This window comes from Collinsella sp. AM44-11, assembly GCF_003467145.1.
Lineage (GTDB): Bacteria > Actinomycetota > Coriobacteriia > Coriobacteriales > Coriobacteriaceae > Collinsella.
Genome location: NZ_QSFE01000009.1, coordinates 24,244 through 36,703, shown reverse-complemented (window position 1 = coordinate 36,703; position 12,460 = coordinate 24,244). Strand labels below are relative to the sequence as shown.

General features: G+C 61.5%; 10 protein-coding genes. 7 read left to right on the top strand and 3 right to left on the bottom strand.

Annotated features, from left to right (window positions below):
- The first annotated feature begins 124 nt into the window (after positions 1-124).
- From DW943_RS06950 to DW943_RS06940, 3 genes are all read left to right on the top strand, one after another.
- Positions 125-856, top strand: coding sequence for a hypothetical protein (locus DW943_RS06950; RefSeq protein ID WP_117862590.1), 732 nt, complete (start codon positions 125-127; stop codon positions 854-856).
- Between the two features lie 179 nt (positions 857-1,035).
- Positions 1,036-1,707 carry a response regulator transcription factor gene (locus DW943_RS06945; protein ID WP_117862589.1) on the top strand — a complete coding sequence of 224 codons (672 nt, stop codon included), beginning with the start codon at positions 1,036-1,038 and terminating at the stop codon, positions 1,705-1,707.
- Positions 1,708-1,716: 9 nt separating this feature from the next.
- Positions 1,717-2,760 carry a sensor histidine kinase gene (locus DW943_RS06940; protein ID WP_117564916.1) on the top strand — a complete coding sequence of 348 codons (1,044 nt, stop codon included), beginning with the start codon at positions 1,717-1,719 and terminating at the stop codon, positions 2,758-2,760.
- Between the two features lie 312 nt (positions 2,761-3,072).
- Here the strand turns inward: DW943_RS06940 and DW943_RS06935 are convergent, their stop codons facing one another.
- The gene (locus DW943_RS06935) at positions 3,073-3,510 is read right to left on the bottom strand and encodes a universal stress protein (protein WP_117583590.1); all 438 of its coding nucleotides are present in this window, start codon (positions 3,508-3,510) and stop codon (positions 3,073-3,075) included.
- 249 nt (positions 3,511-3,759) lie between these two features.
- Here DW943_RS06935 and DW943_RS06930 point away from each other — a divergent pair, with 249 nt between their 5' ends.
- Together DW943_RS06930 and DW943_RS06925 are read left to right on the top strand one after the other, a co-directional pair.
- Positions 3,760-4,734, top strand: coding sequence for an undecaprenyl-diphosphate phosphatase (locus DW943_RS06930; RefSeq protein ID WP_117862588.1), 975 nt, complete (start codon positions 3,760-3,762; stop codon positions 4,732-4,734).
- 251 nt (positions 4,735-4,985) lie between these two features.
- Positions 4,986-7,886, top strand: coding sequence for an ATP-dependent helicase (locus DW943_RS06925; protein ID WP_117862587.1), 2,901 nt, complete (start codon positions 4,986-4,988; stop codon positions 7,884-7,886).
- Positions 7,887-8,209: 323 nt separating this feature from the next.
- Here the strand turns inward: DW943_RS06925 and manA are convergent, their stop codons facing one another.
- A complete protein-coding gene (gene manA / locus DW943_RS06920) occupies positions 8,210-9,142 on the bottom strand; it encodes a mannose-6-phosphate isomerase, class I (RefSeq protein ID WP_370448075.1) in 933 nt (310 codons plus the stop codon).
- A 75-nt stretch (positions 9,143-9,217) separates the two neighbouring features.
- Positions 9,218-9,937, bottom strand: a complete 720-nt coding sequence (locus tag DW943_RS06915; RefSeq protein ID WP_117785968.1) for a GntR family transcriptional regulator — start codon at positions 9,935-9,937, stop codon at positions 9,218-9,220.
- Between the two features lie 340 nt (positions 9,938-10,277).
- On the opposite strand from DW943_RS06915, the gene DW943_RS06910 reads away from it, so the two are divergent.
- Together DW943_RS06910 and DW943_RS06905 are read left to right on the top strand one after the other, a co-directional pair.
- Complete coding sequence (locus DW943_RS06910; RefSeq protein ID WP_233514534.1) at positions 10,278-11,231, top strand: ROK family protein; 954 nt, start codon at positions 10,278-10,280, stop codon at positions 11,229-11,231.
- 168 nt (positions 11,232-11,399) lie between these two features.
- A complete protein-coding gene (locus DW943_RS06905) occupies positions 11,400-12,323 on the top strand; it encodes a manganese-dependent inorganic pyrophosphatase (protein ID WP_006235927.1) in 924 nt (307 codons plus the stop codon).
- The last annotated feature ends 137 nt before the right edge of the window (positions 12,324-12,460 follow it).

The window sequence follows — 12,460 nt, the reverse complement described above, 5'->3', positions numbered from 1 at the left end:
CCCTTAATGGGATGTTTCTCTATCCCATTAAACTGTTCGGTCGCCTGACCATATCGTCAAAATAATCTCTGCAAAAGACGGTCGCTCCGTTTGGAGGGCCGTCTTTTTGGTATAAGAGGACGGAATGACTAACACGAAAGGTATGACCATGCCCCAGATTGATGATGCCGAGCTGTTTGGCAATGCCGAGGATCAGCGTGCGTACGAGGACTTTTGCGCCAATCAGGAGGCGGTCGAGAAGTTCACGCTCGACAAGCCCGCGCTTGTCTGCCGCTGGCGCATGTCCAATAAAAAGGTGCCCATGCTCAACCGCCACATCCGTGCACTGTCCGAGCGTCTGGTGCAGGGCGAGCCGCTCACCCATAACATGCTCAGCTGGGCCAAGCAGCACGTTGAGTGGTCACTAGCCGAGGGCGATTACACCGCACACGACGGTGTGCTCATGCTGGTGATCGACATCAACGGCAACGCCGCCATGACAGTGGGGGAGTACGAGCCGCTCGCCGATACGTCGGCCAAGGCGCTGCGTGCCCGCTCCGCCGAGGCCCGCTCCGAAGCCGACGAGACCGGCGTGGCGCCCGAGCTGCTCGCCGCCGTCAACAACGGCGAGCTCGCCTTTGTGGTGCCAGCGGACGAGTGCCTGTGCGGCACGGCGACGCTCATCGAGCAGCTGGCCCAGACCAAGGGCATCCCGGTCACGCGCGTAGACATTCCCGCGCAGCTTAAGGGCGCGCTGTTCCTGGTGAGCGACGAGCACGGCGTGGTCCCCGCTGCCGAGACGGGCACCGCCGAGGCTGACGCCGCGACGGTCGCCTTCTTCGCCGACGGCTACGAAAAGCTTCGCGCCCGCCGCTAAATGATTATTCTGGGACGGGGATTAAAGAATCATTTTGGTCCCCGCCACCGCTGCGAGTGCGAGGCGGACAAAACGCCCCCGCTCGCGAACAGTTCTGTCATCTTGGCACCGCGCGCGGTGCACACCTGCAGTTTCGCAGCCATAATGGTGGCAAGACAACCAAGAGGGGAGCGGAATTCATGGCGCTAATCTATATCGTTGAGGACGACGAGCCCATTCGTCGTGAGCTTGCCGACATCCTTGCCCGTGCCGGTTTTGAGGTCGAGGCCTGCGAATCGTTCGAGCATGTCTCGCGCGATATTCTCGCCGCCGCGCCCGACCTGGTGCTGCTCGACCTCACGCTTCCCGTCAAGGACGGCCAGCATATCTGCCACGAGGTTCGCCGCGAATCCGAGGTCCCCATCATCGTCCTCACCTCGCGCACGACCGAGATCGACGAGGTCATGGCCATGACGCTCGGCGCGGACGACTTTGTTCCCAAGCCCTATAGCGCGCGCGTGCTCGTGGCGCGCATCAACGCACTGCTGCGTCGCACCGCGGCGTCAGGCGAGCGCAGCACGCTCGTCCACAAGGGGCTGGAGCTCGACCTCGCCCGCTCTATGGTCACCAACACGGCGACCGGCGACAGCACCGAGCTCACCAAAAATGAGCTGCGCATTCTCTCGCTGCTCCTGAGCCGCGCGGGCAAGATCGTCTCGCGCTCGGCCATCATGCAGGACCTGTGGGACTCCGACGCCTTCGTGGACGACAATACGCTCACCGTCAACATCAACCGCCTGCGCACCACGCTCGAAAAAATCGGCATCAAGGGGTATTTGACGACGCATCGCGGCCAAGGCTATTCGGTCTAGGGGCCGGCTATGTCGTTTGGCAAGTTCTTTAAAGATGCACTGCTTCCCGTCGCCGTGTGGACGTGCGGCGTGCTGCTGAGCTGCTTTGTGCTGACGGTCGCCGGCGCACCCGTTTCTATCGTGGTCGTGGCGGTTGGCGTGTCCTTTATCTTCGGTATGCTCGGCATCGTGATCGAGTACGCTCGCCGTCGCCGTTTTCTGCGTCAGTTGGAGCGCGCGGCAGAGGAGCTCGAGAGTCCCGCATGGGTGCAGGAGATGGTGCAATGCCCAACCTATGCCGAGGGCGAGCTCGAGTACGAGGTCCTGTGCCGGGTGGGCAAAGCCGCCTGCGACGAGGTTGCCGAGGGCCGGCGTCAGACCGAAGACTATCGCGACTATATCGAGAGCTGGGTCCACGAGGCCAAGCTGCCCCTGGCGGCGGCTCACCTGATTCTGGAAAACCTCGACGGCGGCGCAGATGACCCAACACGTGTCGATGACCTGGGTCGCGAGTTGGCTCGCGTGGAACGCTATATCGACCAGGCGCTGTACTACGCGCGCTCGGAAGTCGTGGAGCGCGACTACCTGATTCGCCGCTGGGACCTTAAGACCTTGGTGACGGGTGCGATTAAGGCCAACGCGCGCGAGCTCATTGCGGCGCACGTGGCTCCGGTGTGCGAGAACCTCGACTTCGAGGTCTTTACCGACGAAAAATGGCTCGAGTTTATCCTGGGCCAGCTCATTCAGAACAGCATTAAATATGCGCGCGAGGACGGCGCGAAGATCGTGTTTTCGGGCGCGTTACTGGACGAGGGCCTGGCGAGCGAGCGCATCGAGCTCACCGTTGCGGACAACGGCTGCGGCGTGTGTGCGGCAGACCTGCCACGCGTGTTCGAGAAGGGCTTTACCGGCGACAACGGCCGCACCACCAAGCGCGCAACGGGCATCGGCCTCTACCTGGTGGCGCGCCTATGCTCCAAGATGGGCATCGACGTCACGGCGGCATCCGACTCCGGCGAAGGCTTTGTCGTAACGTTCGCCTTCTCGACGAACAAGTTCCAATACTTTGAGTAGCCGGGCCGTCTTGCGCTGCGGACGGCTATGTTCCCGAACGTGAACTTAGCTAAGGCAACTGGCGTTATGTTCCCGAACGTGAACATAACTATGAGGCTCAAATGGATCTCCCAAAACAAAAACGTGCAGCCCAAACAAAACGTGCCGCCCCAAACGGGGCGGCACGCCATCTTTTATCAGCCAACTCGCTGAAGTAAGGCTGCGAAGGCCGCGAGGCCGGGAGGGGTTTCCTAAGGGCACATCCCGCAGCCGCAACGCGGCGAGGACGTGCCCGTGGAAACCCCGCAGGCCCCGCGGCCGGTGGGAGCAACGCTACTTTACGACCAAAATGTCGCAGTCGGTATTGCGCAGCAGGAACGTCGAAATCGAACCCAGAAGCGCATACTTGATCGAGGACAGGCCGCGAGCGCCGCAGAGCACCAGGTCGGGCTTGACCACGTCGAGCATCTCGTCTTTGAGCGTCTCGCGAATACGACCGGCGCGTATCATGACCTCGACCTCGGGAATATCGGGATTGGCCTTGGCCTCTTCGAGCTGCTTTTCGATGGAGTTCTTAAAGGCCTCCTCCAGACCGTTGACCAAATCGACCGGATAGGAGCCGGCGCTCTCGAGCGCCGTGGAATCGATAACGTGGCCGATAATCAGCTTGGCGCCGTTGTTCGCGGCGACCTTGATGGCGCGTGCGAGCACAAAATCCTGCTGCTCAGTACCGTCGAGTGAAACAAATACCTTGGTGTAACCCTCGTTCATGGTTTCCTCCTTGGTCTATCGCACGGGCGCGGGGCTCGTGCGTCGGGCGGGCGCGGGTGCGTTGACCGCCGGACACTTTATCTTGTTGCAGTTATACCCAAGGATTTCGGTTTAACTGCTCGCAATTCTGTGAACGGGCGAGTTTTTTGGTAAGGGTAGGCGCGGTCGCACCGCCAACGGTTGATAATGGGACATCGCCCGCATCGTCCGCAGAATATCTACCGGCGGGTGTCTAACGAGGGGGTCCCTTTGGATATTATCGAGCTTCTAAAATCTGCCTTCATGGGCCTGGTCGAGGGCATCACCGAATGGCTGCCCGTTTCGTCGACGGGCCACATGATCTTGGTGGACGAGTTCGTCAAGATGAACGTGAGCGAGACGTTCTGGAATATGTTCCTGGTCGTGATTCAGCTCGGCGCCATTCTGGCCGTCTGCGTGCTGTTTTTCCACGAGCTCAACCCGTTCTCGCCCAGCAAGGGCAAGGAGGGCCGTCGCGACACCTGGGTGCTGTGGGGCAAGATTGTGCTCGGTTGCATTCCTGCGGCGGCGATCGGCCTGCCGCTCAACGACTGGATGGAGGAGCATTTCTACAACGCTCCCGTCGTGGCGCTGGCGCTCATTGTGTACGGCGTGCTGTTTATCGTGATCGAGAACTGGCGCGCGAGCAAGCGCGAGGAAATGGCCGTTGCCGGTTCGTTTGGTTCGCGTGCCGTGACGGCGGGCGGACGCCCTGCTGGCGCGCACTTTGCCGTGCCCGCTGCGGCTGCCGGCACGGACGATGACGATAACCTGGACTTTGGTTCTATCGCTACGCTTGAGGACCTGAGCTGGAAGACTGCGCTGGGTATTGGCTGCTTCCAGGTGCTTTCGCTGGTGCCTGGTACGTCTCGTTCCGGTTCTACCATCATCGGTGGCCTGCTTTTGGGCTGCACGCGCTCGGTGGCGTCTAAGTTCACGTTCTTCCTGGCCATCCCTGTCATGTTTGGCGCAAGTGCGCTCAAGCTGGTCAAGTACTTCGTTAAGGGCGGTACGTTTGGCGCCAACGAACTCGCCATCCTGGGCGTGGGCTGCATCGTCGCCTTTGTGGTTTCGCTCATCGCCATCAAGTGGCTCATGGGCTTCGTCCGCCGTCACGATTTTAAATGTTTCGGCGTCTACCGCATTGTCCTGGGCATCGTGGTGCTTGCGTACTTCTTCGTCCTGGAGCCGATGCTCGGCCTCTAACTTAGTCGACGCTGCGCAGCGGCCATGACATCGGCGGTTTCGTGATTGGTGCATTGGGGTCAGGTTTCTTTACACCAGCTTGGTGCAGACAAACCTGACACCTTTGCACCAAATTCGCTGGGGCGGGCCTGACAGCGGCGCACGGAGTCGCGGTGTGATTTGCGTCGGTGTCCGTGCGGCTCGGTATACTGGTACGGCTCAAACTATGGCGCTGCCCGCAGGCGCGCCATTCGTCAGATGAGGAGTCGCCCATGACCCAGCCCCTGCCCTGGGAAAAGAACACGGCCGAGAACGTATCGCCCGCGCCGGAGCCCGTGCCGCTCGATGCGTACACCGTCCCCGCCGCGCCGGAACCCGAGCTCGTTCCGCTCGACATCTACGACGCCCCGGCTCCGGCGCCCAAGCCCGCCAAGCCGTTCGTCGATATCGATAGCCTGAACCCCGCCCAGCGCGAGGCGGTCCTGACCACCGAGGGCCCGCTGCTGGTCCTTGCCGGCGCCGGCTCGGGCAAGACCCGCGTCCTGACCTTCCGCATCGCACATATGCTTGGCGACCTGGGCGTTAAGCCCTGGCAGGTCCTGGCCATCACGTTTACCAACAAGGCCGCGGCCGAGATGCGCGAGCGTCTGGCAGCACTCATCCCCAGTGGCACCCGCGGCATGTGGGTGTGCACCTTCCACGCCATGTGCGTGCGCATGCTGCGCGAGGACGCCGACTTGCTGGGCTACACCGGTCAGTTCACCATCTATGACGACGATGACTCAAAGCGCATGGTGCGTGACATTATGCAGGCGCTCGGCATTGAGCAAAAGCAGTTCCCCATCAACATGATCCGCAGCAAGATCAGCTCGGCCAAAAACGCCATGATTGGGCCCGAGGACATGCTCAAGAGCGCCGATAGCCCCAACGACAAAAAGGCCGCGCAGGTCTACCTGGAGCTGGAGCGCCGCCTGCGCGCCGCCAACGCGATGGACTTTGACGACCTGCTCGTGCGCGCTCTCGAGCTGCTGCGCACCCGCCCCGAGGTGCTCGATAAGTACCAGGAGCGCTTCCGCTACATTAGCGTCGACGAGTATCAGGACACCAACCACGTCCAATACGAGATCGCCAACCTGTTGTCCGCCAAGTACCAAAACCTTATGGTCGTGGGCGACGACGACCAGTCCATTTATAGCTGGCGTGGCGCCGACATCACCAATATCCTGGACTTTGAGAAGGACTTTAAAAACTGCAAGACCGTCAAGTTGGAGCAGAACTATCGCTCCACGGGTCACATCCTGAGCGCCGCCAATGCCGTGGTGCGTCACAACTCGCAGCGCAAGGACAAGCGCCTGTTTACGGCCGAGGGCGATGGCGAGAAGATTCAGGCTTTCCAGGCAAGCGACGAGCGCGACGAGGGTCGCTGGATTGCCGGCGAGATCGAGAAGCTGCATGCCAAGGGTACGAGCTACGACGATATCGCCGTGTTCTACCGCACCAACGCCCAGTCGCGTATCCTCGAAGATATGTTCCTGCGCGCGGGCGTGCCCTACAAGATCGTCGGCGGCACGCGATTCTTCGACCGCGCCGAGATCCGCGATGTCATGGCCTACCTCAAGATGATCGTGAACCCGGCCGACGAGATGAGCGTCAAGCGCGTCATCAACACGCCGCGCCGCGGCATCGGCTCCACTTCGATCCAAAAGATTGAGCAGCTGGCGCGCGACAACCGTTGCTCGTTCTTCCAGGCCTGCGAGATCGCAACAGCCGAGACGGGCATGTTTAGTGCCAAGGTGCGCAACGGCCTGTCGAGTTTTGTGGCGCTGGTGCGCGAGGGCCGTCGCATGGACGGCGAGCTCAAGGACGTCGTCGAGATGATTGTCGACAAGACGGGCCTGCTGCAGGCGTTCCGCGCCGAGGGCACCATGGAGTCCGAGAGCCGCGCCGAGAACATCCAGGAATTCCTGGGCGTCGCCGCCGAATTTGAGGAGACGCACGAGGATATCGAGGGCACGCTCGAGAGTCTAGAAGAGCTGCGCGCAGCCGGTGTTGCCGACGTGCCTGCCGGCGCCGAGTCCGAGCCCGTCGTGGTGAGTGCGCCCGCGCCCGAGCCGGGGCCGTCTGCACCGGCATCCTCGTTTGAGGCACTCGTCGGCGCTCGTGACGCCGCGGGCTCCAATCCGCTCGATAGCCTAACCGCCCCGGCGCTCTCGCCGCAGGATGCCTTGGCCGCCGCCATCGCGGGCAACGCGTATGCCGCGCCGACGGAGATGCCGGCGGTTGCCGTGCATGCCGACGAGATCGAGCGCACCTACGGCCCGCTCACCTGCAAGGCGCTGCCGGCACTCATGGAGTGGCTGGCCCTGCGCTCCGACTTGGATTCCCTGGCCGGCGAGACACATGCCATCACCATGATGACCATCCACTCCGCTAAGGGCCTGGAGTTCCCCGCGGTGTTCGTGGCCGGCATGGAGGAGGGTATCTTCCCGCACGTGCACGACTTTGGCGGTAGTGACGATCCGGGCAAGCTCGAGGAAGAGCGTCGCCTGGCCTACGTCGCCATCACGCGTGCTCGCAAGCGCCTGTTCCTGACCTATGCGGCCACGCGTCGCACTTACGGCTCGACCTCTGCCAACCCGCGCTCGCGCTTCCTCAACGAGATTCCGTTCGAGGACATCGAGTTTAGCGGCATCGGTTCTGCCGGTTTTGAGGGCACGGGCTGGGAGAAACGCGGCGACCGTCACGGCACCTTTGGCTCGGGCATGGGCTCGGATATGTATGGCGGCAAGGTGTTTGGCTCGCATACGCGCTCGACCGGCGGTTCCGGTTCGCGCGGCGGATCGAGCTTCGACGATTTCTTTGGCGGCAGCAGCTATGGGACCGAGCGCCATCGTGGGGTCTCGCCCGACGCCGGCCGTGTTGCCTCGACCTTTGGCTCGGGCGCACCGCGAGCCAAAAAGCCGTCGTCCAAGGTGTCGCCGACGGTGGAGCGCAAGGTCGATCGCACCAGCGCATCGCAGGACTTTGCCGCGGGCGATACCGTGAGTCACAAGACCTTTGGCACGGGTACCGTGATCTCGGTCGCCGGAGACATGATCGAGGTCCAATTCGAAAAGACCGGCCAGACCAAAAAGCTCATGAAGGGCTTCGCACCGATCGTCAAGCTGTCGTAATCCCGGCGGACCTGGGCGGGCGTATAGGGCAACATCGCCTGCTCGGACAGTCCTGCGCAAGACGGAGAGCACATTAAGTGCTCTCCTTTGCGTGCGGAACTCGCGATCGATGTTGCCCTATACGCCCTCCCAGGTCCTTTGATAACGCTGCTTGCGAACGTCGCTTTGCTCGTTCGTTTTTTGGTCTGGAGAGCCGGGTGGGCTGAATACTTAGACATGGCAAGGGGCTCCCCCGTTAAAGAACGGGGGAGCCCCTTGTTGCTTTTTAGCTTGTTGTCCCAAACCCCGCGCCCCATCCCGGCGAGCGCTCGGGGATCGGTAGCTTACAGGTGGCTGATGATCAGTTCCATCTTGCCTTCGAGGTCGATGGAGCTGACGGTACTCGGAGCTAGAAGGTGGCTTCCCTTGTGGACGGGGTCGCCGCAGACGGTGCCTTCGCCGTCGATGACCGACAGGCACATGAAGGGCCAGCGCTGCTCGAGGGTCTTGCTGCCGTCGACGCGCACGCGATCGACGGTGTAGCAGGGGTTGGACTCGAGCTCGGTCACGCCATCGACCTCGGGCGCGGTCACCGTGCCGTCGGTCGGAGCCTGCGCGTTAAAGTCGATGCAATCGAGGCTCTGCTCAATGTGCAGCGGGCGCAGCTTGCCGTCGGTGCCGGGGCGGTCGTAGTCGTACAGGCGATACGTCACGTCGCTCGATTGCTGCGTCTCTAAAATGAGCGTGCCGGTCTTGATGGCGTGCACGGTACCGGAATCAATCTGGAAAAAGTCACCCTTGTGAATCGGCAGCACGTTGAGCATGTCGTCCCAGTGGCCGTCTTCGATCATCTGTGCGGCCTCGGCACGATCCTTGGCGCGCTGCCCGACGATAATCGTGGCGCCGGGCTCGCAGTCCAGCACGTACCAGCACTCGGTCTTGCCCAGGCTACCGTTCTCATGCTCGGCGGCATACTCGTCGTTGGGATGAATCTGGATCGAAAGGTCGTCCTTGGCGTCCAGGATCTTAATGAGCAGCGGGAACTCCTTGCCCTCGCAGTTGCCAAAGAGCTCGCGGTGCTCGGCCCACAGCCACGACAGTGTGTGGCCGGCATACGGGCCCTCCGCGATCTGGCAGTCGCCGTTGGGGTGTGCCGAGATGGCCCAGCACTCACCGATGGGACCCTCGGGAATGTCGTAACCAAATACGGTTTCGAGCTGGCGGCCGCCCCAGATCTTCTCGTGGAAGATCGGCGTCAGTTTAATCAAATCGGACATGTTCATACCCCCATGGTGTTGTGCGGTCGCCCACTCTAAACGAGCCATAACGTGCGCCCGCATGACTACAAAAACCTATGCCAACGTTACGTTGTGCAGCTCAAAGCGGTCGCCGACGTTGCGCGAAATCGAGTACTCAAAGGCGTTGCCGCTATCCAAAAAGCCAATCTGGTTGAGCTCGAGCAGGGGAGCGCCGGGTTCGGTGTCCAGGCGCTCAGCCTCTTCCTCGGTTGCCGCTACGGCGCGGATGGTGCGGTGGAAGCTCGAAATCTTCAGCCCGCATTGCTCGCGGATGAAGCTGTAGACCGATCCATACAGGTCTTTCTTTTTAAGGCCCGGTATCAGCTCGAGAGGCATGTAGGTGTACTCGATGACGATGGGCTTCTCGTTGACCTGGCGCACGCGCACGATGTGATAGGCAAAGTCGTCCTCGGCAATTCCCAGCTGAGTAGCGACGTCCGCCGGTGGATTGACAATCGAGAAATCGTAGACCACCGAGGTCACCTTCTCCCCGCGGTGCTCATACGAAAAACCCTGGGCGCGGTCATTTTTGCCCTGGAAAAATGCCTGGTCGGGGAGACCCGCCGTGTCCTTAACGTAGGTGCCCGACCCGCGCCGGCTGGTGACAAGGCCCTCCTCGGTGATCTGCTCGATAGCTCGTTTGACGGTGATTTTGGAAACGCTATAGAGCTCGCAGAACTCAACGACGGTGGGTAGCTTGTCGCCCGGCTTAAGGGAGCCGTCCTCGATGCTTCGACGGATATCTGCAGCTATCGCCTCGTATTTGGGAATCATGGAACCTCCTTTCCGGCTTGATTGAGTACAGAAGAAAGTATAGTCAACACCTAAGCATCCCTATTGCGTTTTTGAAAAGTTCGAGAAAGGTTTAATTAAAAAACGCTTCTCTTTAAAAACTAGAGCGCTCTAAATGAATATGCATTCGAATAATGTGGTATTGAGCAAATTGATCGACTCGAGGATGGGGTTGAGCCGTTTTACCGCCCAACGAACCAAATACCATGCCCTGCGTTTTCACAGATAAAACCTGCCAAAACAAACCTGTCCCTTTTTGGCAGGTTTTTGCCTTGGGAGCGGTACCATACAGGCAATGTTTAAACGAGAAAGGCGGGCTCCCATGGAACCTAAGCAGTATTACATCGGCATCGACGTCGGCGGCACTTCGGTTAAGGAGGGCCTGTTCGACGAGGATGGTAACCTGCTGGCCAAGGCCAGCGTGCCCACGCCGCCTATCGTTGACGCCGCGGGCTTTGCCGCGGTGACCGAGGCTATCGACCAGGTGGTCGCCAAGGCCCAGATTCCGCGCGCCTTTGTGGCGGGTATTGGCCTGGCCGTTCCGTGCCCCATCCCGGCATCGGGCGATGCCAAGGTCAAGGCCAACATTGCCATTAACCTGCCCGAGCTAAGAGTCGCCATTCAGGAGCACTGCCCCGACGCGGTTGTTAAATACGAGAACGATGCCAACGCCGCTGCCATGGGCGAGGCCTGGCTCGGCTCTGCCAAGGGCGTACAGAACGTGGTGATGGTCACCATTGGTACCGGCGTGGGTGGCGGCGTTATCGTCAACGGCGACGTGGTGTCGGGCGTTGTGGGCGCCGGCGGCGAGATTGGCCACATGTGCCTGAACCCCGAAGAGGAGCGCACCTGCGGCTGCGGCGGACATGGCCACCTGGAGCAGTATTCCAGCGCCACCGGCGTGGTGAGCAACTACCTTGCCGAGTGCAAAAAGGCCGGCGTCGAGCCCATCGAGCTCACTGGGCCTTCTGATTCCAAGGACGTGTTCCAGGCCTGCCGCGAGGGCGACAAGCTCGCGCTGGCCGCGGCCGATACCATGGCCGACTATCTCGGCCGCGCACTGGCGCTTATCGCCAACGTGGTTGATCCCGAGATGTTCCTCATCGGCGGCGGCGCCTCCGCCTCGGCCGATGTCTACCTCGACAAGGTCCGCGAGCACTTTAAGCAGTACGCGCTTTCCGCCTCGCGCGAGACGCCCATTAAGGTCGCTTCGCTCGAAAACGACGCCGGCATCATCGGTGCCGCCTACGTAGCCCTGCGCGCCGCCGGCAAATAGTTGGTGCAAGGGGGACAGGTTACTTTGCACCAACATGGTGCAAAAGGGACAGCCTTGGCCCCCGTGCCTGCGCCCCAAAATATGCCGTGGCCCTTCCGTCTGCGAAGGCTCGGCATCGGCGTGCTACCATAGCTACGTCCAAGTACACATATCAAGTGGAGGATATCCATGGCAAACGTTCTTGTCTTTGGTCACCAGAACCCCGATAACGACGCCATCATGAGCGCCGTCGTCCTGTCCCAGCTGCTCAACCAGGTTGAGTATGCCGGCAACACCTACGAGGCCTGCGCCCTTGGTCAGCTTCCGGCCGAGTCCGCCAAGCTGCTTGCCGACGCCGGCATTGCCGAGCCCCGCGTGATCGAGTCCGTCGAGGCCGGTCAGCTCGTCGTTCTCACCGACCACAACGAGTCTGCCCAGTCCGTCGCCGGTCTTAAGGACGCCACGGTCTTTGGCGTTGTCGACCATCACCGCATCGGCGACTTCGAGACCGCCGGCCCGCTGCATTACATCTGCCTGCCCTGGGGCTCCAGCTGCACCATCGTCACCAAGCTCGCCGGCGTGCTCGGCGTTGAGCTTTCCGACGTCCAGGCCAAGCTGCTGCTCTCGGCCATGATGACCGACACGCTCATGCTCAAGAGCCCCACCACCACCGATGTCGACCGCGCCGTCGCCGCCAAGCTCGGCGAGCAGGTGGGCGTCGACCCGGTCAAGTTTGGCATGGAGGTCTTCCTCACCCGTCCGTCCGGCTCCTTCACTGCAGCCGAGATGGTCGGCAACGACATCAAGATGTTCGAGCCCGCTGGCAAGAAGCTGCTCATTGGCCAGTACGAGACCGTCGACAAGAGCCGCGCACTCGGCATGATCGACGAGATCCGCGAGGCCATGCGCGCCTACGCCGCCGAGAAGGGCGCCGACGGCATTGTCCTGTGCATCACCGACATCATGGAGGAGGGCTCGCAGGTCCTGCTCGAGGGCGAGACCGAGGCTGCTCAGAAGGGCCTGGGCATTGCCGACGAGCACGACGGCGTCTGGATGCCGGGCGTCCTCTCCCGTAAGAAGCAGGTCGCTGCCCCCATCATGGCCGCCTGCTAGGTTTAGTTGACCAAACGCCCCGACCGGATCGCGGACGCCCCGCGCTCCGGTCGTTTTTTTGTGCACGTCGCCGCGTCGTCTCTTGGACAGGCGTGCCTGTGCCGTTGAGCAAATAATGTTCAACCTGTGGTTCCGCT